The organism is Pseudomonas sp. JL2, assembly GCF_031570495.1.
Taxonomy (GTDB): domain Bacteria; phylum Pseudomonadota; class Gammaproteobacteria; order Pseudomonadales; family Pseudomonadaceae; genus Aquipseudomonas; species Aquipseudomonas rhizophila.
In genome coordinates, this window is the sequence record NZ_JAKUDH010000002.1 from 325,505 (window position 1) to 350,475 (window position 24,971).

General features: G+C 58.7%; 24 protein-coding genes and 2 tRNA genes. 4 read left to right on the forward strand and 22 right to left on the reverse strand.

Annotation, left to right across the window (positions count from 1 at the left end; all coding sequences use genetic code 11):
• Positions 1 to 29: 29 nt before the first annotated feature.
• The 9 genes from rimP to rlmE form a co-directional block, all read right to left on the reverse strand.
• A complete protein-coding gene (gene rimP / locus MKS85_RS05485) occupies positions 30 to 488 on the reverse strand; it encodes a ribosome maturation factor RimP (protein ID WP_025211790.1) in 459 nt (152 codons plus the stop codon).
• Positions 489 to 629: 141 nt separating this feature from the next.
• Positions 630 to 706 (reverse strand) — tRNA-Met (locus MKS85_RS05490).
• Between the two features lie 97 nt (positions 707 to 803).
• Positions 804 to 889 (reverse strand) — tRNA-Leu (locus MKS85_RS05495).
• 21 nt (positions 890 to 910) lie between these two features.
• Positions 911 to 1,294, reverse strand: a complete 384-nt coding sequence (gene secG, locus MKS85_RS05500; RefSeq protein ID WP_047229055.1) for a preprotein translocase subunit SecG — start codon at positions 1,292 to 1,294, stop codon at positions 911 to 913.
• Between the two features lie 4 nt (positions 1,295 to 1,298).
• On the reverse strand, positions 1,299 to 2,054 hold the full coding sequence (tpiA, locus tag MKS85_RS05505) for a triose-phosphate isomerase (protein ID WP_107321863.1): 756 nt from the start codon (positions 2,052 to 2,054) through the stop codon (positions 1,299 to 1,301).
• A 66-nt stretch (positions 2,055 to 2,120) separates the two neighbouring features.
• The gene (gene glmM / locus MKS85_RS05510) at positions 2,121 to 3,458 is read right to left on the reverse strand and encodes a phosphoglucosamine mutase (RefSeq protein ID WP_139049106.1); all 1,338 of its coding nucleotides are present in this window, start codon (positions 3,456 to 3,458) and stop codon (positions 2,121 to 2,123) included.
• Between the two features lie 16 nt (positions 3,459 to 3,474).
• On the reverse strand, positions 3,475 to 4,326 hold the full coding sequence (gene folP / locus MKS85_RS05515) for a dihydropteroate synthase (protein WP_188250999.1): 852 nt from the start codon (positions 4,324 to 4,326) through the stop codon (positions 3,475 to 3,477).
• Positions 4,327 to 4,334: 8 nt separating this feature from the next.
• Positions 4,335 to 6,248, reverse strand: a complete 1,914-nt coding sequence (ftsH, locus tag MKS85_RS05520; RefSeq protein WP_047229059.1) for an ATP-dependent zinc metalloprotease FtsH — start codon at positions 6,246 to 6,248, stop codon at positions 4,335 to 4,337.
• Between the two features lie 192 nt (positions 6,249 to 6,440).
• A complete protein-coding gene (rlmE, locus tag MKS85_RS05525; RefSeq protein WP_047229060.1) occupies positions 6,441 to 7,091 on the reverse strand; it encodes a 23S rRNA (uridine(2552)-2'-O)-methyltransferase RlmE in 651 nt (216 codons plus the stop codon).
• A 107-nt stretch (positions 7,092 to 7,198) separates the two neighbouring features.
• On the opposite strand from rlmE, the gene MKS85_RS05530 reads away from it, so the two are divergent.
• Positions 7,199 to 7,507: a YhbY family RNA-binding protein gene (locus MKS85_RS05530; RefSeq protein WP_003177852.1), complete on the forward strand. Its 309-nt coding sequence runs from the start codon at positions 7,199 to 7,201 to the stop codon at positions 7,505 to 7,507.
• 10 nt (positions 7,508 to 7,517) lie between these two features.
• On the opposite strand, the gene MKS85_RS05535 is transcribed toward MKS85_RS05530, so the two are convergent.
• The 8 genes from MKS85_RS05535 to grpE form a co-directional block, all read right to left on the reverse strand.
• Complete coding sequence (locus MKS85_RS05535) at positions 7,518 to 7,922, reverse strand: hypothetical protein (protein WP_047229061.1); 405 nt, start codon at positions 7,920 to 7,922, stop codon at positions 7,518 to 7,520.
• Positions 7,923 to 7,950: 28 nt separating this feature from the next.
• Positions 7,951 to 8,427 carry a transcription elongation factor GreA gene (gene greA, locus MKS85_RS05540; protein WP_027911987.1) on the reverse strand — a complete coding sequence of 159 codons (477 nt, stop codon included), beginning with the start codon at positions 8,425 to 8,427 and terminating at the stop codon, positions 7,951 to 7,953.
• 2 nt (positions 8,428 to 8,429) lie between these two features.
• On the reverse strand, positions 8,430 to 11,651 hold the full coding sequence (carB, locus tag MKS85_RS05545) for a carbamoyl-phosphate synthase large subunit (protein ID WP_047229062.1): 3,222 nt from the start codon (positions 11,649 to 11,651) through the stop codon (positions 8,430 to 8,432).
• 105 nt (positions 11,652 to 11,756) lie between these two features.
• Positions 11,757 to 12,893, reverse strand: a complete 1,137-nt coding sequence (gene carA / locus MKS85_RS05550) for a glutamine-hydrolyzing carbamoyl-phosphate synthase small subunit (RefSeq protein ID WP_047229063.1) — start codon at positions 12,891 to 12,893, stop codon at positions 11,757 to 11,759.
• A gap of 294 nt (positions 12,894 to 13,187) precedes the next feature.
• Positions 13,188 to 13,994, reverse strand: a complete 807-nt coding sequence (gene dapB, locus MKS85_RS05555) for a 4-hydroxy-tetrahydrodipicolinate reductase (protein WP_107321860.1) — start codon at positions 13,992 to 13,994, stop codon at positions 13,188 to 13,190.
• 9 nt (positions 13,995 to 14,003) lie between these two features.
• Positions 14,004 to 15,128, reverse strand: a complete 1,125-nt coding sequence (dnaJ, locus tag MKS85_RS05560) for a molecular chaperone DnaJ (RefSeq protein WP_047229065.1) — start codon at positions 15,126 to 15,128, stop codon at positions 14,004 to 14,006.
• A 360-nt stretch (positions 15,129 to 15,488) separates the two neighbouring features.
• Positions 15,489 to 17,405, reverse strand: coding sequence for a molecular chaperone DnaK (dnaK, locus tag MKS85_RS05565; RefSeq protein WP_047229066.1), 1,917 nt, complete (start codon positions 17,403 to 17,405; stop codon positions 15,489 to 15,491).
• Positions 17,406 to 17,506: 101 nt separating this feature from the next.
• Complete coding sequence (grpE, locus tag MKS85_RS05570) at positions 17,507 to 18,073, reverse strand: nucleotide exchange factor GrpE (protein ID WP_188251000.1); 567 nt, start codon at positions 18,071 to 18,073, stop codon at positions 17,507 to 17,509.
• A 241-nt stretch (positions 18,074 to 18,314) separates the two neighbouring features.
• On the opposite strand from grpE, the gene recN reads away from it, so the two are divergent.
• A complete protein-coding gene (gene recN / locus MKS85_RS05575) occupies positions 18,315 to 19,988 on the forward strand; it encodes a DNA repair protein RecN (RefSeq protein ID WP_188251001.1) in 1,674 nt (557 codons plus the stop codon).
• 55 nt (positions 19,989 to 20,043) lie between these two features.
• Here the strand turns inward: recN and fur are convergent, their stop codons facing one another.
• On the reverse strand, positions 20,044 to 20,454 hold the full coding sequence (gene fur / locus MKS85_RS05580; RefSeq protein WP_076383526.1) for a ferric iron uptake transcriptional regulator: 411 nt from the start codon (positions 20,452 to 20,454) through the stop codon (positions 20,044 to 20,046).
• Between the two features lie 97 nt (positions 20,455 to 20,551).
• Between fur and MKS85_RS05585 the strand changes: the two genes are divergently transcribed.
• Positions 20,552 to 21,079, forward strand: coding sequence for an outer membrane protein assembly factor BamE (locus MKS85_RS05585; RefSeq protein WP_047229070.1), 528 nt, complete (start codon positions 20,552 to 20,554; stop codon positions 21,077 to 21,079).
• Positions 21,080 to 21,137: 58 nt separating this feature from the next.
• On the opposite strand, the gene MKS85_RS05590 is transcribed toward MKS85_RS05585, so the two are convergent.
• From MKS85_RS05590 to MKS85_RS05600, 3 genes are read right to left on the reverse strand one after another with little or no spacing between them, the layout of a single operon-like run.
• Positions 21,138 to 21,440 carry an RnfH family protein gene (locus tag MKS85_RS05590; protein WP_107321859.1) on the reverse strand — a complete coding sequence of 101 codons (303 nt, stop codon included), beginning with the start codon at positions 21,438 to 21,440 and terminating at the stop codon, positions 21,138 to 21,140.
• Entirely contained in the window at positions 21,437 to 21,880 is a 444-nt protein-coding gene (locus MKS85_RS05595) for a type II toxin-antitoxin system RatA family toxin (RefSeq protein WP_047229072.1), read from the reverse strand. Before MKS85_RS05595 ends, MKS85_RS05590 begins: the two co-directional genes overlap by 4 nt.
• Before the next feature lie 7 nt (positions 21,881 to 21,887).
• Positions 21,888 to 23,291, reverse strand: a complete 1,404-nt coding sequence (locus MKS85_RS05600; RefSeq protein WP_047229088.1) for a sodium-dependent transporter — start codon at positions 23,289 to 23,291, stop codon at positions 21,888 to 21,890.
• Positions 23,292 to 23,409: 118 nt separating this feature from the next.
• Between MKS85_RS05600 and smpB the strand changes: the two genes are divergently transcribed.
• Positions 23,410 to 23,892 carry an SsrA-binding protein SmpB gene (smpB, locus tag MKS85_RS05605; RefSeq protein WP_047229073.1) on the forward strand — a complete coding sequence of 161 codons (483 nt, stop codon included), beginning with the start codon at positions 23,410 to 23,412 and terminating at the stop codon, positions 23,890 to 23,892.
• A 154-nt stretch (positions 23,893 to 24,046) separates the two neighbouring features.
• Here smpB and MKS85_RS05610 read toward each other — a convergent pair whose 3' ends face one another.
• Positions 24,047 to 24,814, reverse strand: a complete 768-nt coding sequence (locus MKS85_RS05610; RefSeq protein ID WP_047229074.1) for an FCD domain-containing protein — start codon at positions 24,812 to 24,814, stop codon at positions 24,047 to 24,049.
• Positions 24,815 to 24,971: the final 157 nt, after the last annotated feature.

Here is a 24,971-nt window from a genome sequence, read left to right on the forward strand (position 1 = left end):
TCCGCGGGATCCGCAGTATCTGGCACGTATCAGTCAAAACTGGGAATAATGTTGGCCTTGTCGATCATATCGATCGGCAACAGGAACTCATGGTCTTCTACCTGCACCACGACATCCTGCTCTTCTACACCGCGCAGAAGGCCTTGAAAGTTGCGTCGACCCTCGAAGGGCGAGCGCAGCTTGATCTTCACTTGTTCACCGGCAAACGAAGCGAACTGTTCAAGGGTGAACAGAGGGCGTTCCATGCCAGGCGAGGAAACTTCAAGGGTGTATTCGGAAGTGATTGGATCTTCGACATCCAATACACCGCTGATCTGACGGCTGACGATGGCGCAGTCATCCACCAATACGCCGCCTTCCTTATCGATATAAACGCGCAACAGTGAGTGGCGACCTTGAGCCGAAAACTCAATACCCCAGCATTCATAGCCAAGGGCCACGACCACCGGGGCCAACAAGGCCTGCAACTGTTCTAGCTTGCTCGACACCTGAACCCCCTCGTGCATGTTTGTGCATGCTGTGCAAATAAAAAAAAAATGGGCGAATAGCCCATCCCTGAAACGCCGTTGAACAGCGGCGTTATAAAGTGTCCAGCTAACAAAAAGCCCCTTGGAAGGGGCCCCTGAAACTGGTTGCGGGAGCCGGATTTGAACCGACGACCTTCGGGTTATGAGCCCGACGAGCTACCAGACTGCTCCATCCCGCGACAAAGCTGGGGCGGAAGTATACGACCGATCCCTTACAGGGTCAATGTAACCCTTCCACCTACAAGAAAGCCCGCAATCGCGGGCTCTCCTGATAATTGGTACCGAGAAGGGGACTCGAACCCCTACACCCTATGGGCACAACCACCTCAAGGTTGCGTGTCTACCAATTCCACCACCTCGGCAATACAGCGTTTGAAACCTTCTTACTTCTGCTCTTGAGCTGGAGGCACGTCAGTCGCCGGATTGGCCGACTGTTGCTCTTGAAGCACCGGTACATCATCAGAAGCCGGTTGTTGCTTTGGTACTTCCAACACTGCTGGGTTTGGCAAACCTACTTGAGTCAGCTCTTGAGCCTTCTCTTTAGCAAAGTAACCTAACCCCAAGCTGGTTATAAAGAAACCGGCGGCAAGTATAGCAGTAAACTTACTAAGAAAGGTAGAGGAACCTTGGCTTCCGAACACAGTATTTGAAGCACCTGCACCGAAAGACGCACCAGCATCCGCACCTTTACCCTGCTGCAGCAATACCAGGGCAACTACACCCAATGCACCCAGCAGATGAAAAACGACTACGACTGTTTCCAGCATTTTTTCAGTTTCCCGCGGCGCGACAGATCGCACCGAACTCATCTGCATTCAGGGACGCTCCACCAATGAGCCCCCCATCGATATCCGGCATGCCGAACAGTTCGACCGCATTGGCCGCCTTCACGCTGCCGCCGTATAGAAGCCGCACACCTCGTGCCACTTCAGAATTCTCTGCCGCCAACTGCGCGCGGATGGCGGCGTGCACATCCTGCGCCTGTTGCGGCGAAGCAGTCAGCCCGGTGCCAATGGCCCAGACCGGCTCGTAAGCAATGACCGCCTTTGCAAAAGCACCGACACCCAGCTCCTCGATGATGCTGCCCAGCTGACGCTCGACAACTTCAAGGGTCTTGCCGGCTTCACGCTGCACAAGGGTTTCCCCTATGCACAACACCGGAGTCAGACCGCAGGCCTGGGCCGCAGCAAACTTGCGGATCAAGGTCTTGTCCTGCTCGCCCATGATCATGCGGCGCTCGGAATGCCCGACCAAAACCAGGGAACAACCTGCATCCACCAGCTGACTCGGCGCAATTTCACCGGTCAACGCGCCCTGCATGGATTCCACCGCGGAATTCTGCGCACCAACCGCAATCGACTTGCCTTTCAAACCATCAACCACTTGATTGATATACAGGCAAGGCGGGAATACCGCGACGTCAACACCGCTTGACAAGGCCAGATGACGAAGGCCTTTGATCAGCTCAGCGACGCTGGCGCGGGTACCGTGCATCTTCCAGTTACCAGCTACCATAGGGCGACGCATGCTGTACCTCGTCGGTCAAAGTGGGCGCAGATGTTACCCAACCGATTGATGACTGGCAAGCCGAATTCAGGCAGAAACTTCACTAACAAGCTTCGCCAGCTCTTCAGCATAACCGCGGACCTGTGCTTCATCCTCGCCTTCGACCATGACCCGCACCAACGGCTCGGTACCAGACTTGCGCAATAGCACTCGCCCCCGCCCAGCCATAGCCTGCGTTACGCGCTCGCTGGCTTGCTTGACCGTCGCATGCTCAAGAGGGTTCGCACCACCGCCGAAACGCACATTAATCAGCACCTGCGGGCATTTGCGCAACGCCTGACGCGACTGCGCAAGCCCTTCATTGCGCGCCTTGAGTGCCATCAGCACTTGCAAGGCAGCAATAATCGCATCGCCAGTGGTGGTGTGGTCAAAACAAACGATATGCCCGGAGTTCTCGCCCCCGATCACCCAATTGCGCTCCAGCAGCTCCGAGATCACATAGCGATCACCGACATTGGCCCGCACGAAGGGAATATCCAGGTCCGCCAGGGCCAACTCGAGCCCGAGATTGCTCATCAACGTCCCCACCACACCGCCCTGCAGCTTGCCGCGCCCGTGCAGATCGCGAGCAATGATGAACAGCAATTCATCACCATCGACGACAGTGCCAGTGTGATCAACCATCAGAACCCGGTCACCGTCACCATCAAAGGCAATCCCGAGATCAGCCTGCTCGGCCAGCACGGCCGCTTGCAGCGCCTCGGTATGAGTGGAGCCACAGTTGTGGTTGATGTTCAGCCCGTTAGGCTGGGCGGAGAGCACGACAACCTCTGCTCCCAATTCGCGAAATACGCTTGGCGCGACTTTATAGGTCGCACCATGAGCACAATCGACGACGATTTTCAGACCCGAAAAGCTCGTACCGGTGGGCACGCTGCCTTTGCAAAACTCGATATAACGACCTGACGCATCGTTGATCCGCGACACTTTACCGATCTTGCTCGACTCAACCACAGTCATCGGCGCGTCCAGCAGCTCTTCGATCATCAGCTCGATATCATCCGGCAGCTTGGTACCCTGGCCGGAGAAGAACTTGATGCCGTTGTCATCATGCGGGTTGTGCGAAGCACTGATTACGATGCCTGCCTGGGCCTGGAACGTACGCGTCAGGTAGGCAATGGCCGGCGTCGGCATCGGACCGAGCAGCATCACATCGGCGCCCGCCGAAGTCAGGCCGGCCTCAAGCGCCGATTCGAACATGTAGCCGGAAATTCGCGTGTCCTTGCCAACCAGCACTTTGCAGGCGCCCATCTTGCGGAACGCCATACCGGCAGCCCAGCCGAGCTTGAGCATGAAATCAGGGGTAATGGGGTATTCGCCGACCCGACCACGAATACCGTCGGTGCCAAAGTATTTCTTGCTCATAAGTGCTCCGTCATTCTTATTCGGCTGAATCCACTGCTGCGATCATCCGCACAACATCCATCGTTTCGGCCACATCATGCACCCGCAATATGCGTGCGCCTTTTGTAATAGCCAGGGCCGCCAGCGCAAGACCGCCGTACAGGCGCTCCCCCACGGGACGACCCAGGGCATTGCCTATCATGCTCTTTCGCGAAACCCCGACCAACAGGGGCCGCCCCAGGGCATGCAAGGCTTCCATATGTTTGAACAGGCTCAGGTTGTGAGCCAGCGTCTTGGCAAAGCCGAACCCGGGATCAAGAATGATCCGCTGCGCAGGAATACCTGCGGCGGCACATTGATCCAGGCGCTCCACCAAAAACTCTCCGACTTCCCTGGTCACATCATGATAGTGCGGGTCGTCCTGCATCGTTCCGGGCTCGCCCAGCATATGCATCAGACACACCGGCAACCCCGTAGCCGCTGCGGCATCCAGGGCACCATCGCGCCGCAAGGCGCGAACGTCGTTGATCAACCCCGCTCCAAGCCGCGCAGACTCACGCATGACCGCAGGCGTGGATGTATCCACCGAGATTATGACATCAAGCTCACGGTGGATGCGCTCGACAATCGGCGCCACACGCTCCAGCTCTTCGGTGGGCGAAACTGCCCGCGCGCCTGGCCGGGTCGACTCACCGCCGACATCGATCAGCGTCGCGCCGGCGGCGACCATAGCCTCGGCATGCCGCAACGCAGCATCAAGCTGACTGAATCGACCGCCATCGGAAAAGGAATCGGGAGTGACATTGAGAATGCCCATGACATGGACATGGGACAAATCAAGAACCCGGTTGCCGCAAGGCAACCGGGCTGAGGACTGAACAGAAGTCATTTCAAGCCTTAAACGTCAGCAGCCGGACCGCCAATCGGTGTCTCCGGACGCTCGCCCTGTACCGCCGGAGGCGTACCGGACGTACCGGTGCCGCCGCCCGACCAGTCACGAGGCTCGCGAGGCTCGCGACCTGCCATGATGTCGTCGATCTGCTCGGCATCAATGGTTTCATACTTCATCAGGGCATCAGCCATGGCGTCGAGCTTGTCACGGTTATCCGTGAGGATCTGCTTGGCGGTGCCATAGCACTGGTCGATGATGCTGCGCACTTCAGAGTCGATCAGCTTTGCCGTCTCGCCAGAGAAGCTTGCGTGCTGGCCACCGCCACCACGACCGAGGAACACTTCACCCTCTTCTTCGGCGTACATCAGTGGACCCAGTTTTTCGGACAGGCCCCACTTGGTGACCATGTTCCGAGCAATCTGACTGGCACGCATGATGTCGTTGGACGCGCCGGTGGTTACACCGTCAAAGCCCAGTGTCATTTCTTCGGCAATACGGCCGCCGTAGAGCGAACAGATCTGGCTGATCAGCGCACGCTTGGACAGGCTGTAACGATCTTCTTCCGGCAGGAACATGGTCACACCCAAGGCACGACCGCGCGGAATGATCGAGACCTTGTAGACCGGGTCATGTTCGGGCACCACACGACCAACGATCGCGTGACCCGCCTCGTGGTACGCCGTGTTCTGCTTTTCTTTCTCGGACATGACCATGGATTTGCGCTCCGCGCCCATCATGATCTTGTCTTTGGCCAGCTCGAACTCTTTCATCTCAACGACACGCTTGCCGGTACGAGCAGCGAACAGCGACGCCTCGTTGACCAGGTTCGCAAGGTCGGCACCGGAAAAACCCGGTGTACCACGAGCGATCACTGCCGGAGCGACGTCGTCACCCATCGGCACCTTGCGCATATGAACCTTGAGGATCTGTTCACGACCACGAATGTCCGGCAGCCCCACCACGACCTGGCGGTCGAAACGGCCTGGACGCAACAGCGCAGGATCGAGCACGTCCGGACGGTTGGTGGCGGCAATCACGATGATGCCGTCATTCATTTCAAAACCGTCCATCTCGACCAGCAACTGGTTGAGGGTCTGCTCGCGCTCGTCGTGACCACCACCCATGCCGGCGCCACGATGGCGACCGACAGCGTCGATTTCGTCGATGAAGATGATGCAAGGCGCGTGTTTCTTGGCCTGTTCGAACATGTCACGCACACGACTGGCGCCCACACCGACAAACATTTCCACGAAATCGGAACCGGAAATCGTGAAGAACGGCACTTTGGCTTCGCCGGCAATCGCCTTGGCCAGCAAGGTCTTACCGGTACCCGGAGGACCAACCATCAGCACGCCGCGTGGGATACGGCCGCCCAGGCGCTGGAACTTGCCCGGATCACGCAGGAATTCAACCAGCTCGCCAACCTCTTCCTTGGCCTCATCGCACCCGGCGACGTCGGCCAGGGTGGTCTTCACCTGGTCTTCAGAGAGCAGTCGGGCCTTGCTTTTGCCGAAACTCATCGGCCCACCCTTGCCACCGGCACCGCCCTGCATCTGGCGCATGAAGAACATGAACACCGCGATGATCACCAGGATCGGGAAGCTGGCCACCAGAAGCTGGGTCCAGATGCTCTGCTGCTCAGGCTGCTTGCCTTCGACCACGACATGATTGTCCACCAGGTCGCCGATCAGGCCGTTGTCCTGAATCGCCGGACGAATGGTCTTGAAGCTGTCACCATCGGTGCGCTTGCCGGTAATCACATAACCGTCGACGGCAACGCGCTCGACCTTGCCATCCTTGACTTGCTGGATGAAGTCGGAATAGTTGAGGGTCTGCGGCTCGTTAGGGCTGGAGAAGTTGTTCATCACGGTCACAAGGACAGCGGCGATGATCAACCACAGGATCAGATTCTTTGCCATATCGTTCAATTAACTACCCTCTGAAGCAAGCTCCGCTACTGGCGCGCGCTTCGCATGATATTCACCGGCCTAACTTACTACATTACCTACGACTCTGGCAGGCGCCGTCTGTAACCCTTTGTGAAACTCTGACCGCGTAATTTTCGTAACACGGCTCTTGCAAGGCGAGACAAAAAAAACTATCGGCCTTTATCAAAGACGCTCATCACTGGCTGCGCCTTCAATTCCCCGGAAGCCCCGCGCCAGCAGATACTGCTCACGAGAGCGATCGCGCGACGACAATGGCTTGCGCATCTGCACTTTGTCGAACAGCTTGCGCATCCCCTTGTGGTATTCATCAAAACCTTCACCCTGGAAGACCTTGATCAAAAAATCACCACCTGGGCGCAACACCCGCCCGGCAAGATCCAGGGCCAGCTCGCTGAGGAACATTGCTCGAGGCATGTCGACAGCCGCCAATCCACTCATATTGGGGGCCATATCGGAAATCACAAGGTCAACCTGCGTATTTCCGACAGCCTCGAGAATCTGCGCCAGCACGGCGTCTTCGGTGAAATCGCCCTGAATGAAGGTCACGTCGGGGATGCTGTCCATTTCCAGGATGTCGGAAGCAATCAATCGCCCCTGACCGCCGATCAGACGACTGGTCACCTGAGACCATCCCCCCGGCGCGGCGCCAAGGTCGATCACGGTCATGCCTGGGCGGATCAGACGATCCTTTTCCTGGATTTCGAGCAATTTATAGCTGGCACGAGAACGATAGCCGTCTTTTTGCGCCATTTTGACGTACGGATCGTTGAAATGCTCTCTGAGCCAGTTCTGGCTAGTCTTGGAACGGGCCACGGGCTACCTCTAAAAAATAAAACGGGTCGTGATTAACTGGGCGGTCCCGGACTCGCTCGGGTAAACTGGCCGCCGCTTTTTACAAGATCAGACGCAGGGGTCAGATTATGCCGCTCACTCAAGAGCAGAAGAAACAATACAAATCCATTGGCCACCATCTGAAACCGGTTTTGACTGTGGCTGACAACGGTTTGACTGAAGGTGTTCTAGCTGAGCTGGAACGCGCCTTGGGCGATCATGAGCTTATCAAGATCAAGCTCAATATTCTCGATCGCGAAGCCCGCCTGGCTGCCGTTGCCGAACTGTGCAAGACCGGCAAGGCAGACCTGGTGCAGGTCATCGGCAAGATGGCACTGATTTATCGCAAGAATTTCAGCGTCAACAAGCAACTGTCGAACGTTCACCGCTTCAAGTAATGCCAAAGGGTCAAGGGTGTGCTTCGCGCACCCTGCTGCTCCATCCGGGTACCGGTTGCAACACCAGCACCAACCCGGAAAAACCCAGCACCAGGTAACTGAATACCTGCCACAGGCTCGCATCCGGCCAGCCGAGACGTACAGCAAGAAACATCCCGCACGCATACAACGACATGAGCAGCAACTGCCCACGAATGTCGCGCCATAGACTGTCAAGGCCCTCGGCCTGAACCAGCACCAAAGCCTGAAACACTACGCATGCCGAGGAAAAACCCACCAGAAGCGACGTCAGCATAGCTGCGATTTCATCGATGAGCAGCGGTGCCAGGCCGATTCGACCCAGCACCGGCAGCAAACCGACGTGCAACAACCAGACGCCGCCCACCCACAACATCTGGGTGAGCTGCCAGATCATGGCGCCGGCTCGCAGCGGACGCCTTCGCTCAGATGTGACGGACTTCGACAATCTCATACTCGATGACACCACCCGGCGTCTTCACAACCACTACATCACCCTCTTCCTTGGCAATCAAGGCGCGAGCAATGGGGGAGCCGACGGAAATCTTGCCAAGCTTGATGTCCGCCTCGTCCTCACCAACGATCTGGTAAGTGACGCTTTCATCAGTCTCGACGTTGGCGATTTCCACTGTGGTGCCGAAAATGACCTTGCCGGTGTGCGGGATCGTCGTGACATCAATGATCACGGCATTCTGCATGCGCCCTTCGATATCACGGACTCGCGCCTCGACCATACCCTGCTCCTCGCGGGCAGCGTGGTATTCGGCGTTTTCCTTGAGATCGCCCAGCTCACGCGCTTCGCCAATCGCCTGGCTCAAGCGCGGACGCTCGACCTTGGTCAGGAAAGCGTGTTCTTCTTCCAGGGCCTTCGCGCCCTGAACAGTCATCGGGTACTTGGTTATGCTCATGCCTTCAATCCTGCATGTAGATCCTGCAAGCGACGCACGGTCTTCTCGGGACCGAACTTGAGCGCTTCGCAGATAGCTTCGCCCGCAGCAATGGTCGTGGTGCAGTAGATCTTGTGCTGCAGCGCGTTGCGACGAATGGAATACGAATCGGCGATCGACTGGCGACCTTCGGTGGTGTTGATGATCAGCGTGACTTCGTCATTCTTGATCATGTCGACCACGTGCGGACGCCCCTCGGTCACCTTGTTCACGCGGCGCACCTTCAAGCCAGCCGCCTCGATCAGCTTGGCGGTACCGGCAGTGGCGACCACTTCGAAGCCCAAGTTGATCAGATCACGGGCCACGCCTGCAACCAGCGGCTTGTCGTCATCACGCACGCTGATGAACGCCGTGCCGCCAGTTGGCAGAACTTCGCTGGCGCCCATCTGGGCCTTGGCAAAAGCTTCGCCGAAGGTATCGCCCACGCCCATGACTTCGCCGGTGGACTTCATTTCAGGGCCAAGGATCGGGTCCACGCCAGGGAACTTGGCGAACGGGAACACCGCTTCTTTGACGCTGTAGAAGTTCGGAATGATTTCCTTGGTGAAGTTCAGCTCTTTCAGGGTCTTACCGGCCATGACCCGTGCAGCGATCATCGCCAGGGACACACCGATGCACTTGGAGACGAACGGTACGGTACGGGACGCGCGCGGGTTGACTTCGATGACGTAGATGTCCTCGCCCTGCAGGGCCAGTTGCACGTTCATCAGGCCGACCACGCCCAGCTCCAGGGCCATTTTCTTGACCTGCTCGCGCATTTCGTCCTGGATGTGGGCCGGCAACGAATAAGGCGGCAGCGAACAAGCGGAGTCACCGGAGTGAACACCGGCCTGCTCGATGTGCTGCATGATCGCGCCGATCACCACGTCCTTGCCGTCACAGACCGCATCCACGTCCATTTCGATGGCGCAGTTGAGGAAGTGGTCCAGCAGCACCGGGCTGTCGTTGGACACCTGAACCGCTTCACGCAGGTAGCGCTTGAGTTCGTCTTCCTGATAAACGATTTCCATCGCCCGACCGCCCAGTACATAGGACGGCCGCACCACCAGCGGGTAACCGATCTTGGCGGCGGCGCGAATCGCTTCGTCTTCGCTGCGCACGGTAGCGTTAGGCGGCTGACGCAGGTTCAGACGCTCCACCATCTGTTGGAAGCGCTCACGGTCTTCGGCACGGTCGATGGCATCCGGACTGGTCCCGATGATCGGCACACCGGCCGCTTCAAGGGCACGCGCCAGCTTCAGAGGAGTTTGGCCACCGTACTGGACGATCACGCCTTTTGGCTTCTCGACACGGACGATTTCCAGCACGTCTTCCAGGGTCACTGGTTCGAAATACAGGCGATCGGAGGTGTCGTAGTCGGTGGACACGGTTTCCGGGTTGCAGTTGACCATGATGGTCTCGTACCCGTCGTCGCGCAGGGCCAGTGCCGCGTGCACGCAGCAGTAGTCGAACTCGATGCCCTGGCCGATCCGGTTAGGACCGCCACCCAGGATCATGATCTTGTCACGCGTCGACGGCGCGGCTTCACACTCTTCCTCGTACGTGGAGTACAGGTAAGCAGTGTCGGTGGCGAATTCGGCGGCGCAAGTGTCCACGCGCTTGTAGACCGGGAACACTTCAAGCTTGTGACGATGACTGCGCAGGCTCTTCTCGGTCACACCCAGCAGTTTTGCCAGGCGCATGTCGGAGAAGCCCTTGCGCTTGAGGCGGAACATCGTGTCGTGGTCAATGCTGGACATGCCCAGGGTCTTGACCTTCTCTTCTTCCTTGATCAGGTCTTCGATCTGCACCAGGAACCAAGGGTCGATCATGTTCATGCCGAAGATCTGCTCGACGGTCATGCCGGCACGGAAGGCGTCCGCCACGTACCAGATCCGCTCGGCGCCCGGCACGGTCAGCTCACGCTTGAGCTCGCTCATGGCGTCCGGGTGGCTCAGGTCCAGCTTCGGATCGAGGCCGCAAACACCTACTTCCAGACCGCGAAGAGCCTTCTGCAGGGATTCCTGGAAGGTCCGGCCGATGGCCATGACTTCACCGACCGACTTCATCTGAGTGGTCAGGCGGGCGTCGGCCTTGGCGAATTTCTCGAAGGCGAAACGTGGCAGCTTGGTGACGACGTAGTCGATGGACGGCTCGAAAGACGCCGGGGTCTTGCCACCGGTGATGTCGTTCGACAGTTCGTCCAGGGTGTAACCCACAGCCAGTTTGGCCGCGACCTTGGCGATCGGGAAGCCGGTGGCTTTCGAAGCCAGGGCCGAGGAACGGGATACCCGCGGGTTCATCTCGATGACCACCATGCGACCGGTGTTCGGGCAGATGCCGAACTGGACGTTGGAGCCGCCGGTTTCCACGCCGATCTCGCGCAGTACCGCCAGGGAGGCGTTACGCAGGATCTGGTATTCCTTGTCAGTCAGCGTCTGGGCGGGTGCGACGGTGATGGAATCACCGGTGTGCACGCCCATCGGGTCGAAGTTTTCGATGGAGCAGACGATGATGCAGTTGTCCTTTTTGTCGCGGACAACTTCCATTTCATATTCTTTCCAGCCGATCAGGGATTCGTCGATCAGCAGCTCTTTGGTCGGCGACAGATCCAGACCGCGGGCACAGATTTCTTCGAATTCTTCACGGTTGTAAGCGATGCCGCCACCGGTGCCGCCCATGGTGAAGGACGGACGGATGATGCACGGGAAGCCGAGGCGTTCCAGGACGGCGTTGGCTTCTTCCATGCTGTGGGCGATGCCCGAGCGTGGGCAGTCCAGGCCGATGGATTTCATCGCCTTGTCGAAGCGCGAACGGTCTTCGGCCTTGTCGATGGTGTCGGCGTTGGCGCCGATCATTTCCACACCGAACTTCTCCAGGACGCCTTCACGCTCCAGGTCCAGGGCGCAGTTCAATGCAGTCTGGCCACCCATGGTCGGCAGCAGTGCGTCCGGGCGCTCCTTCTCGATGATCTTGGCAACGGTCTGCCACTTGATCGGCTCGATGTAGGTGGCGTCGGCCATGGCCGGATCGGTCATGATGGTGGCCGGGTTGGAGTTCACCAGGATGACGCGATAGCCCTCTTCGCGCAGGGCTTTACAGGCCTGGGCGCCGGAGTAGTCGAATTCGCAGGCCTGGCCGATCACGATCGGGCCAGCGCCGAGAATCAGGATGCTTTTTATGTCTGTACGTTTTGGCATGGGTTTGTCACTCAAATCCGCAGGTCAGTCGGCTAGGCCGTCGAACAATCTTTGCAGCGCCCAAGGGGACCACCGGTTTCGGGGCCGCCCTCAGGCTTCACGCGGTCAGCGTCGCTTGGCCATCTCGGTGATGAAGCGATCGAACAGCGGCGCTACATCGTTCGGGCCAGGGCTCGCTTCAGGGTGGCCCTGGAAGCTGAATGCGCTCTTGTCGGTACGCTCGATGCCTTGCAGCGTGCCGTCGAACAGCGACTTGTGGATCGCCCGCACGTTTGCCGGCAGGGTCGCCTCATCCACCGCAAAGCCGTGGTTCTGACTGGTGATCATCACCACGCCAGTATCCAGGTCCTGGACCGGGTGGTTGGCGCCGTGGTGGCCGTGACCCATCTTCAAGGTCTTGGCGCCCGAAGCGAGGGCCAGCAACTGATGACCGAGGCAGATGCCGAACACCGGGATCTCGGTTTCCAGCACGTCCTTGATCGCCTGGATAGCGTAGTCGCAAGGCTCGGGGTCACCCGGGCCGTTGGACAGGAACACGCCGTCAGGATTGAGGGCCAGGACATCTGCCGCCGGGGTTTGCGCCGGCACCACGGTCACGCGGCAACCACGCTCCACGAGCATGCGCAGGATGTTCAGCTTGACGCCGTAGTCGTACGCAACCACGTGGTACGGCAGCTCGGAAGCCTCGATCGTCGCGTGGCTGTCGGTTTTCAAGTCCCAGACCGTGGAACGCCACTCATACTGCTTCTTGGTGCTGACGACTTTCGCCAGATCCATGCCTTTAAGGCCAGGGAAGCCCTGGGCAGCGGCGATGGCGGCTTCTTCGGTGATGTTGTCACCGGCCATGATGCAGCCGTTCTGCGCGCCTTTCTCGCGGAGGATGCGGGTCAGGCGACGGGTGTCGATACCGGCGATTGCCACAACGTTGTTGGCTTTCAGGTAGTCGGACAGGGACATGGTGTTACGCCAGTTGCTCGCTACCAGCGGCAGATCACGGATGACCAGGCCAGCGGACCAGACACGATCGGACTCGGCATCTTGCGGCGTGGTGCCGGTGTTGCCGATGTGCGGGTAAGTCAAAGTAACGATTTGCTGGGCGTAGGAAGGATCGGTAAGAATTTCCTGATAGCCGGTCATTGCGGTGTTAAACACCACCTCACCAACGGTCTGGCCGTCGGCTCCAATGGCTTCGCCGCGAAAAATGCTGCCATCAGCAAGGGCGAGTATGGCTGGCTTAGTCAAGAAGACCTCCCGTAAATAAAGCCTGAAAGGGCGATCGCAGGTTGTAAAAAAGCGGAGTGACGTATGGACACGTCACCCCGCTTGTTCACTGAATTATTCTGCGCGCTTTTAGTGGACACACTAAAGCTGTAGCTTACAGAAAAAGGGTTTTTTGGTCCACCGCTAATGAGCCTTAAAGGCAGGGGAATGCGACAGGTCGTCGCGAGGCGGTGTAAAACGGGGCTCAGTATAACCTGAACCCCGCTTTCTGGCGCTGCGTCTGGCAAAAGGTTTGCCAGACAGCACACCGGAACATCAACGCAGGTCGAGAACATCCTGCATGTCGTACAGACCAGCCGGGCGGCCATCCAGCCACAACGCGGCACGCACCGCACCCTTGGCGAAGGTCATGCGGCTTGACGCCTTGTGAGTGATCTCCAGACGCTCGCCCTCTGTGGCGAACAGCACGGTGTGATCCCCCACCACATCCCCACCACGAACCGTGGCGAAACCGATGGTGTCGCGCTCACGGGCACCGGTATGCCCTTCGCGCCCGTAGACGGCCACCTTCTGCAGATCGCGACCCAAGGTATCGGCAATCACTTCGCCCATGCGCAGGGCCGTGCCCGAAGGCGCGTCGATCTTGTGTCGGTGGTGAGCCTCGATGATTTCGATATCCGCATCGTCACCCAGAACCCGAGCCGTCATCTCCAGCAGCTTCAACGACAGATTCACACCCACGCTGAAGTTCGCCGCAAAAACGATCGGAATATCGTTGCCAGCCTCGGCCAGTAACTGCTTTTGCGCAGCATCCAGCCCGGTCGTGCCAATGACCATGGCCTTGCCATGCTTGCGGCAAATGGCCAGATTTTTCAGCATCACTTGCGGCAGGGTGAAATCGATCAGGACATCGAACTCATCCAAGACCTTTTCCAGGCCACCGGACATCGGCACCCCGATACGCCCCAGGGAGGCCAGCTCGCCCGCATCAGCACCGACCAGCGTACTGTCGGGCCGGACGATAGCGGCTGTCAGGCCCGAGAGCGGCGAGCGCTGCTGCACCGCCTCGACCAACGCCTTGCCCATGCGCCCGGCAGCGCCCATCACAGCTATACGTCGCATGCGAGCTCCTTACAGATCGCCGAAGAAGCGCTTCACGCCTTCGAACCAACCGGTGGTTTTCGGGGAGTGGCTGTTATCGTCCGCCAGCGAGCTGCGGAACTCTTCCAGCAATTCGCGCTGACGCCGACTCAGATTGACCGGAGTCTCCACCGCAACACGGCACATCAGGTCACCCGCACCGCCGCCACGCACCGGCGCAACACCCTTGCCGCGAATCCGGAATTGCTTGCCGGTTTGCGTGCCCTCGGGGATTTTCAGCTTCACGCGACCATCGAGGGTCGGGATCTCAAGCTCACCGCCCAAGGCCGCATCGACGAAACTGATCGGCACTTCGCAGAACAAATGCTTGCCGTCGCGCTGGAAGATCGCGTGCTCACGCACATTGATGACCACGTACAGGTCGCCAGTCGGACCGCCCTGAGCACCCGCCTCGCCTTCGCCAGACAAACGGATGCGGTCACCAGTATCGACACCGGCCGGCACTTTCACCGACAGCGTCTTGTACTCTTCGACGCGCCCTTCGCCGTGGCAGGAATCGCACGGATCGGAAATGATCTTGCCCTGGCCATGGCAACGCGGACAGGTCTGCTGCACAGAGAAGAAACCCTGTTGCATGCGCACCTGACCGATGCCGCCGCAAGTCGGACAGGTGACGGGCGAGGAGCCCTTCTTGGCGCCCGAACCGTCACACGGCTTGCAATTGACCAGCGTGGGAACGCGGATGTTGACGGTGGTACCGCGCACCGCCTCTTCCAGGTTCAACTCCAGCGTGTAGCGCAAATCGCTGCCGCGCTGGGCGCCGCCACGAGCACCACCGCGACCCCCACCGAAGAAGTCGCTGAACACGTCGCCAAAAATATCGGAGAAGTTCTGCCCGCCAAAACCGGCACCGCCGCCGCCCATGCTCGGGTCGACACCGGCATGACCGTACTGGTCGTAAGCCGCACGCTTGCTGGAATCGGACAGTACTTCGTAAGCCTCGTTGGCTTCCTTGAACAACTCTTCCGACGCTTTGTCGTCGGGATTACGGTCCGGGTGGTGCTTCATTGCCAGACGACGGTAGGCCTTTTTCAGGTCCGCGTCGCTTGAACCACGCTCGACACCCAATACTTCGTAATAGTCACGCTTTGCCATTAGTCTTTGCACTCTTATAGGACGTCCGGCAAACCTCTCCTGAACCTTGCCAAACTCGTTGAGCCCCAATACAGGCCCGGACCCAACTCACGTCAATTCAACGATCCTGGTCTTGGGCCTTGAACGAAAAGTGCGACTTTCCGTACAAACCCACATCTTTCAGCCAGGGAACCGGCCAAAACGCGGCGTCTCTCGCTCGGAAAGCAGGAGCATTCCCGATCACGCCGCCAGCATCCGAACGCTGTCGCATGCTGTAAAAATTCACTGACTCCAGACACGCCAACGCGGGAGCAAGCTCCCGCGCGGCGACATCCTACCAGTCACCGCACAAATGCAGTCAACCGGCCGACCAACAAGCGATTACTTGTGGTCTTTCACTTCTTCGAACTCGGCATCAACGACATCATCGGCTTTTTCGGCCGACTCGCCTTGCTGCGCTGCGCCTTCAGCCGGCTGAGCCTGCTCGGCGTACATCTTCTGAGCCACTGGAGCGGAGACCTTGGACAGTTCTTCGATCTTCGCCTCGATGGCCGCCTTGTCGTCACCTTTGACAGCCGCTTCAAGAGCAACCACAGCTGCCTCGATGGCGGTTTTCTCTTCAGCGGTCACTTTATCGCCAGCATCAGCGACCATCTTGCGAGTCGAGTGCACCAGGGCATCACCCTGGTTGCGGGCACTGGCCAGCTCTTCGAACTTGCGGTCTTCTTCGGCGTTGACTTCAGCATCGCGAACCATCTGCTGAATTTCTTCCTCGGACAGACCGGAGTTGGCCTTGATCACGATCGACTGGGTCTTGCCGGTGGCCTTGTCTTTCGCACCAACGTGCAGGATGCCGTTGGCGTCGATGTCGAAGGTCACTTCGATTTGTGGCACGCCACGTGGAGCTGGCGGAATCTCGGCCAGGTCGAACTTGCCCAGGGACTTGTTCTGCGCGGCTTGCTTGCGCTCACCCTGCAGCACGTGAATGGTCACGGCGTTCTGGTTGTCATCGGCGGTCGAGAACACTTGGGATTTCTTGGTAGGAATCGTAGTGTTTTTCTCGATCAGCGCAGTCATCACGCCACCCATGGTTTCGATACCCAGGGTCAGCGGGCTGACGTCGAGCAGCAGAACGTCTTTCACGTCACCGGCCAGAACAGCACCCTGGATGGCGGCACCCATGGCAACGGCTTCGTCCGGGTTCACGTCTTTACGCGCTTCTTTACCGAAGAAATCGGTTACCAGCTTCTGAACCAGCGGCATACGGGTCTGGCCGCCGACCAGGATCACGTCGTTGATCGAGCCAACGTCGATACCGGCGTCCTTCATTGCAATGCGGCAAGGTTCGATGGTGCGCTGAACCAGGTCTTCCACCAGCGCTTCGAGCTTGGCGCGGGAGATTTTCACGTTCAGGTGCTTCGGCCCCGTGGCATCTGCAGTGATGTACGGCAGGTTCACGTCGGTCGACTGGCTCGAGGACAGCTCGATCTTGGCTTTTTCGGCAGCTTCTTTCAGACGCTGCATGGCCAGCGGGTCACCCTTGAGGTTCATGCCGCTTTCTTTCTTGAATTCGTCGACGAGGTAGTCGATCAGACGAATGTCGAAGTCCTCACCACCGAGGAAGGTGTCACCGTTGGTGGCCAGTACTTCGAACTGGTGCTCACCATCGACTTCAGCGATCTCGATCACGGAGACGTCGAAGGTACCGCCACCCAGGTCATAAACGATCACGGTGTGATCGCCCTTGGCCTTGTCCATACCGTAAGCCAGAGCGGCCGCGGTTGGTTCGTTGATGATGCGCTTGACGTCCAGGCCCGCGATGCGGCCGGCGTCTTTGGTCGCCTGACGCTGGCTGTCGTTGAAGTAGGCCGGAACAGTGATTACCGCTTCGGTCACCGCTTCGCCGAGATAGTCTTCGGCGGTTTTCTTCATTTTCTTCAGGATTTCCGCCGAGATCTGTGGCGGCGCCATTTTCTGGCCGTTCACTTCAACCCAGGCGTCGCCGTTGTCAGCCTTGGCGATTTTGTAAGGCACCATCTTGATGTCTTTCTGAACAACTTCTTCGTCGAACTTGCGACCGATCAGACGCTTCACCGCGTAGAGGGTGTTATGCGGATTGGTCACTGCCTGACGCTTGGCCGACTGGCCAACCAGAATTTCGCCATCGTTGGCGTACGCGATGATCGACGGCGTAGTACGCGCGCCCTCAGCGTTTTCAATTACTTTGGCCTTGCCGTTTTCCAGCACGGAGACGCACGAGTTGGTGGTCCCCAGGTCGATACCGATAATCTTGCCCATGTTAACTCTCCCGGAACTTGGATTTTGTTGCCGCAGCAGTGGTGGCTAACTGCGGTAGCACTTAAACGCTTGACTTCTAAATGGGGCCGCTGCGCTAAATTTCAAGCCTGCTCATCAATAGAAGGCGAAACCGGCGCCGGCGTCTTGCTGACCACAACCATGGCCGGGCGCAGCAAGCGACCGTTGAGCAGGTAGCCCTTCTGGAAAACCTTCAATACGCTGTTGGGCTCGACGTCCGCACTTTCCTGCATCGCCATGGCCTGATGGTGCTCGGCATTGAAGGGCTCGCCATGCGGATCAATGGCTTCAAGCTGATAGCGCTTGAGCGTGTCCTGGAACATCTTCAGGGTCAGCTCGATGCCTTCACGCATCGGACGAATGTTTTCGTCGTCCGGATTGGACAGCTCCAGGCCGCGCTCCAGACTGTCGATGATCGGCAACAGGTCGCCTGCGAACCGCTCCAGGGCGAATTTATGAGCTTTTTCAACATCTTGCTCGGCGCGACGGCGGACATTCTGCAGGTCGGCGGCTACACGCAGCGCCTGATCCTGCGCACCGGCCAGTTGCTCTTCGAGCACTTGTACACGTGTCGCCAGGTCGTCACCCGAATCCTGGGGAGCCTGATTGGCGTCTAGATTTTGCGTGTCCTGCGTCTGTTCGTCAGCCATAGATTTCTCCTTTCAACTTCGTCCGCGAGCTCAACTCGCGCTTCTGCCCCGGTATATGGGGCCGTGTTTTCCAGCTTCAAGGGCGGTCCGACGAATTAACCTTACAAAAAACCCCTGCATATTCATTCCTCCCGGCGCTAAGAAAGTCTTCCACCCAAGCAAATCGAGCTAAGCGAAGGCATTGTCAGGCCGAAACAAAACACTGTATAAATAACCAGACCTAAGCCTGGGAGCGGCCTTTATGCTGGTGCACCTGTCCGTACACAACTACGCCATCGTCGAACACCTCGACCTCGAGCTCGATCGGGGCATGAGCGTGATCACCGGTGAAACCGGTGCCGGCAAATCGATCATGCTCGACGCCCTGGGCCTGACGCTGGGCGATCGCGCCGACAGCGGCGTGGTACGCCCCGGTGCGGACAAGGCCGACATCCTGGCCACCTTCGACCTGATCGACATCCCCGAGGCCAGCGCCTGGCTGGCGGAACGTGACCTGGATACCGACGGCCTGTGCATATTGCGCCGGGTCATCACCGCCGAAGGCCGCTCCCGGGGTTACATCAACGGTACGCCCTGCCCCCTCGGCGACCTCAAGGCCCTGGGCGAGCTGCTGATCGACATTCACAGCCAGCATGAACACCAGTCCCTGCTCAAGACCGAGACCCATCGCCGCCTGCTCGACGAATACGCCGGCGCCACCGATCTGGCCCGCCAGGTTCAACTGGCCGCCCAGCGATGGCGCCAGACCCGCCAGGAACTGGATCGCCTCTCCAACTCCGGCGACGAACAACGTGCCCGCCACCAGTTGCTGAGTTATCAGCTCGAAGAGCTGGAGAACCTGGCCCTGGGTGAAAACGAGCTGGCGGAACTGGAACAGGAACACAAGAACCTCACCAATGCCGAAACGCTGCTGGGCATTTGCCGGCAAGTGGTCGAGCAATGCAGTGAAAGCGACTCGGGGAACGTGCTCAATGCGCTGACCGCCAGCCTGAACCGGCTGTCCAGCGTCAACAATTCGGTAGGTGCCCTGAGCGAAGCGACCAATCTGCTCACGAGCGCACAGATCCAGGTCGAGGAGGCCGTCGGGGAACTGAACCGGTTTCTGGATCATTTCGACGCCGACCCGGCGCGCCTGCAATATCTGGAAGAACGCCTGGACACTATCTATACGCTGGCGCGCAAGCATCGCGTCCAGCCAACCGATGTCGCCGAACTGCAGCAGCGCCTGCTTGAAGAGCTGGAAACCCTGAACGCCAACGACGAATCCATTGAGCGCCTGGGAGACGAACTGGCGTCCTATGCCCGTCATTATCAGGAAAAAGCCAGGGAGCTCAGTGAGCTGCGTCAGCAGGCCGCGACCGGGCTGGCCAGTGCCGTTGAGCAGGAAATCCAGCGCCTGGGCATGCCCGGCGGGCGCTTCACCATCGAGCTGCACCCCAACGCGGGGGACGAGCTTCAGCCCAACGGGCTGGAGCAGGTGGAGTTGCTGGTCAGCGCCAACCCTGGCCAACCGCTCAAGGCCCTGGCCAAAGTCGCCTCCGGCGGCGAGTTGTCACGAATCAGTCTGGCCATCCAGGTCATCACCGCACAAACCTCTCGCATACCGACGCTGGTATTCGACGAAGTAGACGTGGGCATTGGCGGCCCTACGGCGGAAATTGTCGGCCAGTTGCTGCGTCGACTCGGGGAGCGCGGCCAGGTGCTAACAGTGACTCACCTGCCCCAGGTAGCAGCCCAAGGACACCAGCATTTATTTGTGCACAAGGTGCGTGACGAGGACGCCACTCGCACCGCCGTGTCCAAGCTGAACAAGAACGAGCGCGTGGAAGAAGTGGCACGGATGCTGGGCGGCATCGACCTCACCAAGGAGTCCCTGGCTCACGCGAAAAAAATGGTCGTCGCGGCAAAAATCTGAACAGCCCAAACGCAAAAAGGCGACCCTGGGGTCGCCTTTTTGCGTTTCAACAGCTTTAAACCGGCTTTCTCTTGCGCACATGCAAGACGAGATGGTGATCGATCAACTCGAAGCCATGCTCTTCAGCAATTTCCTTTTGGCGCTTTTCGATTGCCGGACAAGTGAATTCGACGACCTCACGGGTTTCCACGTCCACCATGTGGTCGTGATGTTCCCCATCGGCCAATTCGAAGACCGCATGACCGCCATCGAAATTGTGACGAGCCACCAGCCCCGCCGCCTCGAACTGAGTCAGGACACGGTAAACCGTGGCCAGACCGACGTCCTCGCCAGCTTCCATAAGCGCCTTGTAGACATCCTCGGCACTCATGTGGCGTTGCTCGGCGGAATCGAGCATCTGCAGAATTTTGACCCGTGGCAGGGTCACTTTGAGGCCGGCTTTGCGTAGTTCGCTATTTTCAACCATGGTCAGCTTTCTCGCGATGCTGCTTCGCAGCTTCTCTTAATGCGGGTATGATCGGCGTTTACGTTGTCCCAGCCAAGATAGTGGAAGTCGCCCACCGATGCAAAACACCAAGCTCTTGCTAACCAGTTTCACCTTTGTGGGACTGCTCGCACTCGCCGGTTGTTCATTCCCCGGGGTTTACAAAATCGACATCCAGCAGGGCAATGTCGTCACGCAGGACATGATAGACCAGTTACGCCCGGGAATGACCCGTCGGCAAGTACGGTTTATCATGGGTAACCCTCTGCTGACCGACACGTTCCATGCCGATCGCTGGGATTATTTGTACAGCCTGCAACCAGGTGGTGGTGAACGCCAACAGGAACGCATCAGCGTTATCTTCAACGCCAATGACCAACTTGTCAGCCTGTCTGGCGATTTCATGCCCGGCGTGAGCCGCGACGAGGCCATTATGGGCCAGGACAGCGGCACTACAGTGACCGACCCAACCCAGAATGCCGAGCAGCCGAAACCGGAAAAACCGGTCAAGCCAGGCTCGTTGCTCGATCAGATCCAGAAGGACGTGGACAACGTCGAGACCGTACCGGTCCCGACGCCAGAACCACTGGATACTTCGCCGCAATAAATTGCTCAATAAAAAACCCGGCTTACCGGGTTTTTTATTGCCTGCAATTCAGAGCTGACTATTGATCAGCTTGGCGCGCCTGGGCGGCCTTGGCGGCACGCAGCCGCCGAATCTCTTTTGGATCTGCCAATAACGGTCGATAAATTTCAAGTCGATCAGCCGCCCGCACCACCTGGCGATCCGGATCGGCAACCACCTTGCCAAAAATCCCCACCGGGCAAGTGGCCAGATCCAGTTGCGGAAACTCAGCAGCAATGCCGGACGCCTCTAACGCCGCCCGAACACTGGTGCCTTCCGGCACGGAAAATACGCGCAAGACCTGACGATCGACGCCGGCATACACCACTTCCAGCTCAATCAACGGGCAAGCTCGGCGTTTTGCTTGGCGCGCTGGCAGAACGCGTCGACCAGGGTATTGGCCGCCTGATTGAACAACGGCCCCAGCGTGGCTCGCACCAACGGACCTGCATAGTCGAACGACAGATCCAGGCTGATCTTGCAGGCCTTCTCTCCCAGCGCCTTGAACACCCAGACGCCGTGGAGCTGATTGAAAGGCCCCTCTTCCAGGTTCATTTCAATGGACTGTCCAGGCACCAGGGTGTTGCGCGTGACAAAGTGCTGGCTCAATCCGCCCTTGGCGACATTGAGCCTGGCGCGCATATGGGCTTCAGAGCTTTCGAGCACTTCGGCGGACGAGCACCAAGGCAAAAATTGCGGGTAACTTGCCACATCGTTGACCAGGTCGTACAACGCCTGCGCCGGATAGGGCAGCAAGGCCGAGCGTTGAATATGTGTCGTCATGTAAGCGTCACTTCCACAGCTGGGCGGCAAACACTACAAGAATGCCAATGGGCGCTACATAGCGCATCAAGAACAGGCTCAAGGTAAACAGTACAGGGCTGCGCAACGACAATTCGTCACGCACCGCCTCACGCCCCATGACCCATCCTGCAAACACCACGAAACACAAACCACCCAGCGGCAGCATGATCCGTGATGTGAAGAAATCAATCACGCCGAAGAAATCCAGCCCTCCGGTTGCTCCCCACTGGTAGAGATGGAACATCCCGCCTTCGTTCACGAAAAACTTCGCTTGCTTCCATATATTGAAGGAAAACACCGTCCCCAGGCCAACGAACCAACAGGTAAAGGCCAGCCAGAACGTCACCCAGGCGCGACTGAGCCGGGTTCGCTCCACCAGATAAGCGACCATGGGTTCCAGCAGGGAAATGGCCGAACTCCAGGCAGCAATGGCCACCAGGAGAAAAAATACCACCCCCATGAATTGACCAAATGCCATGTTGCCGAAAGCGAATGGCAGGCTGACGAACATCAGCCCCGGCCCTTCGCTGGGGTTCAGGCCGGCGGCGAAGACAATCGGAAACAACGCCAGCCCGGCCAGCAACGATACAAAGGTATCCAGCAGCGCGACACCTACAACGGTCTTGGTCAGCGAGGCGCTCTTGGGCATGTAGGCGCCATAGATCATGATCGAGCCCACCCCCACGCTCAGGGAGAAAAACGCATGCCCCATGGCCGGCAGCAGGCCATCCATGACTTTCTCCGGCTGGAAATCGAACATGAAGTGAACGCCTTCCATGAAGTGCCCGGTGGTCATGCTGTAGCCCAGCAATACCAGGATCATCACGAACAGCAGTGGCATCATTATTCGCAGGCTGCGCTCAAGCCCCGCAACCACCCCGCGGGCAATCACCACCGCAGAAAGCAGCATGAAAATCGTATGCCAAAGTGTCAGCCGCCAGGGATCGGAGATCACATCACCAAAGTAGGCGCCGACCTGATCGGGTGTCACACCCTGAAAGTCCCCGCGCCCCATATCGATGATGTAGTCCAGCGACCAGCCGCCGACCACACTGTAGAAAGACAGGATCAGCAGCGCCGTGATCATTCCGGCAAACGCGCCCCACGACCACTTGGCCGAGTGCCCGGCCTCCACTGCCAGCACCTTCAGGGCATTGGCCGGGCTTTGTCGGGCGCGACGACCGATGAGGGTTTCGGCCAGCATCACCGGCGCGCCGATGAGCGCGATGCACGCCAGAAACATCAATACAAAGGCACCGCCACCATAGACGCCGACCATGTAGGGAAATTTCCAGATACTGCCCAACCCCACGGCCGAACCGGTTGCGGCAAATATGAAGACCCAGCGGCTAGCCCAACTGCCGTGGACAGAAACCTTGTCTGTCGACATCGTGATCACGCCCAAGCGTTCGAAAAAGAGGCCGCATTGTCCGGGATTCATTCAACCTGCTCAAGCACGTAGCTTCACCGTAGCCGACACGCCCGCAACTGCCTATAATGCCGCCCCTATGGCTAAACAGAAGAAACACCCCACAGGGACCATCGCGCAAAATAAAAAAGCGCGACACGACTACTTCATCGAACAACGTTTCGAGGCTGGCATGGTCCTGGCCGGCTGGGAAGTAAAGAGCTTACGTGCAGGCAAGGCGCAACTGGTCGACAGTTATGTGCTGCTCAAGGACGGCGAGGCCTGGCTGCTGGGCAGCCATATCACGCCCCTGACCACCGCCAGCACCCACGTGATCGCCGATCCGACACGCTCGCGCAAGCTGCTGCTCAACAAGCGCGAGCTGGAAAAGCTCTTCGCGTCCGTGCAGCAAAAAGGCTACGCCTGCGTCTGCACGTCGTTGTACTGGAGCAAGCATTTGATCAAATGCGAAATTGCGCTGGGCAAAGGCAAGAAGGAATACGACAAGCGTGATACCGAGCGCGAACGCGACGCCGGTCGCGAGCTGCAACGCGCGGTACGCAACAAGGGCAAGGAAGACTGATTCTTTCGCCTGGGTTATGCGTTCGCTGAAGATCCAATGTGGGAGCGAGCCTGCTCGCGATGACGGAGGCACATGCAACCTTGATGTGCCAGACAGACCGCTTTCGCGAGCAGGCTCGCTCCCACAGGGGTCCAATCACTATAGAACCCACTGACTACATCCCCTTGCGCCGCTCTGCCCGCGCCACCCGCTGCACTTCCTGACGCACCTCTTCCAACACCTCCTGCACATACAGAATATGCCGGCTGGAGACTTCCCGCGCCTGCTCGGCGTGCCCGCCCATAATGGCCTGGTACAACTCCCGATGCTGGCTGATGAGCATGTCTCGGGTTTCGCTGCGCTGTTTGTACATGCCGCCAATGTTGGTGACGACGTTGCGCCTGAGCAGATCGAACAGACCCCGAATCGTATGCAGCAACACTGCATTGTGACTGGCTTCGGCGATGGCCAGGTGAAACCGCGCATCCGCCGCGCCCTCCTCAGCCCGACTCACATTTTCATGGCGTGAATAGCAATCCTGAAGCTCCTCGAACGCCGCCGTCAGCCGCTCGCGGTCCACGTCCGTGGCCCGCTGTGCCGCGTAGTAAGCGCAGGAAGCTTCCAGCGTATGGCGAAACTCCAGCAAATCACGTTGCGCCTCAGGATTGCTTTCCAACAACTGCAACAGGGGATCACTGAAGGTTGAGCCCAGCGACTCCACCACATAGTTGCCACCGCCCTGGCGACTGACCAGCAAACCCTTGGCCGCCAGTTTCTGAATCGCTTCGCGCAACGAAGGGCGTGACACGCCGAACTGCTCGGCCAAGGCACGCTCGGCGGGCAGGCGTTCGCCGGACTTCAGCGTGCCTTCAAGGATCATTCCTTCAAGCCGCTCGACAATATCGTCAGACAAACGGCGCTGACGAATCTGATCAAACCCCATAACTCGACTCTCCACGATCCCGACGGCTCGCCGGGCTCTCTATTCTCGCCTATCCGCGCCCCGCCGACACCCTCCAGAAGCCACTTCGACCCACAGATCAGATGCCATCGGCCGCACTCATTCGACGAAAGTTTCAGAGCGGCAAATTGACATGCGA

What these genes read in the sequence shown, in the direction of transcription:
- secG (WP_047229055.1), bottom strand. Translation starts at nt 1,294, where the DNA reads ATGCTGGAAACAGTCGTAGTCGTTTTTCATCTGCTGGGTGCATTGGGT.
- tpiA (WP_107321863.1), bottom strand. Translation starts at nt 2,054, where the DNA reads ATGCGTCGCCCTATGGTAGCTGGTAACTGGAAGATGCACGGTACCCGC.
- glmM (WP_139049106.1), bottom strand. Translation starts at nt 3,458, where the DNA reads ATGAGCAAGAAATACTTTGGCACCGACGGTATTCGTGGTCGGGTCGGC.
- folP (WP_188250999.1), bottom strand. Translation starts at nt 4,326, where the DNA reads ATGACTTCTGTTCAGTCCTCAGCCCGGTTGCCTTGCGGCAACCGGGTT.
- ftsH (WP_047229059.1), bottom strand. Translation starts at nt 6,248, where the DNA reads ATGGCAAAGAATCTGATCCTGTGGTTGATCATCGCCGCTGTCCTTGTG.
- MKS85_RS05530 (WP_003177852.1), top strand. Translation starts at nt 7,199, where the DNA reads ATGCCGCTCACTCAAGAGCAGAAGAAACAATACAAATCCATTGGCCAC.
- MKS85_RS05535 (WP_047229061.1), bottom strand. Translation starts at nt 7,922, where the DNA reads ATGATCTGGCAGCTCACCCAGATGTTGTGGGTGGGCGGCGTCTGGTTG.
- carB (WP_047229062.1), bottom strand. Translation starts at nt 11,651, where the DNA reads ATGCCAAAACGTACAGACATAAAAAGCATCCTGATTCTCGGCGCTGGC.
- dapB (WP_107321860.1), bottom strand. Translation starts at nt 13,994, where the DNA reads ATGCGACGTATAGCTGTGATGGGCGCTGCCGGGCGCATGGGCAAGGCG.
- dnaJ (WP_047229065.1), bottom strand. Translation starts at nt 15,128, where the DNA reads ATGGCAAAGCGTGACTATTACGAAGTATTGGGTGTCGAGCGTGGTTCA.
- dnaK (WP_047229066.1), bottom strand. Translation starts at nt 17,405, where the DNA reads ATGGGCAAGATTATCGGTATCGACCTGGGGACCACCAACTCGTGCGTC.
- grpE (WP_188251000.1), bottom strand. Translation starts at nt 18,073, where the DNA reads ATGGCTGACGAACAGACGCAGGACACGCAAAATCTAGACGCCAATCAG.
- recN (WP_188251001.1), top strand. Translation starts at nt 18,315, where the DNA reads ATGCTGGTGCACCTGTCCGTACACAACTACGCCATCGTCGAACACCTC.
- fur (WP_076383526.1), bottom strand. Translation starts at nt 20,454, where the DNA reads ATGGTTGAAAATAGCGAACTACGCAAAGCCGGCCTCAAAGTGACCCTG.
- MKS85_RS05585 (WP_047229070.1), top strand. Translation starts at nt 20,552, where the DNA reads ATGCAAAACACCAAGCTCTTGCTAACCAGTTTCACCTTTGTGGGACTG.
- MKS85_RS05595 (WP_047229072.1), bottom strand. Translation starts at nt 21,880, where the DNA reads ATGACGACACATATTCAACGCTCGGCCTTGCTGCCCTATCCGGCGCAG.
- MKS85_RS05600 (WP_047229088.1), bottom strand. Translation starts at nt 23,291, where the DNA reads ATGTCGACAGACAAGGTTTCTGTCCACGGCAGTTGGGCTAGCCGCTGG.
- smpB (WP_047229073.1), top strand. Translation starts at nt 23,410, where the DNA reads ATGGCTAAACAGAAGAAACACCCCACAGGGACCATCGCGCAAAATAAA.
- MKS85_RS05610 (WP_047229074.1), bottom strand. Translation starts at nt 24,814, where the DNA reads ATGGGGTTTGATCAGATTCGTCAGCGCCGTTTGTCTGACGATATTGTC.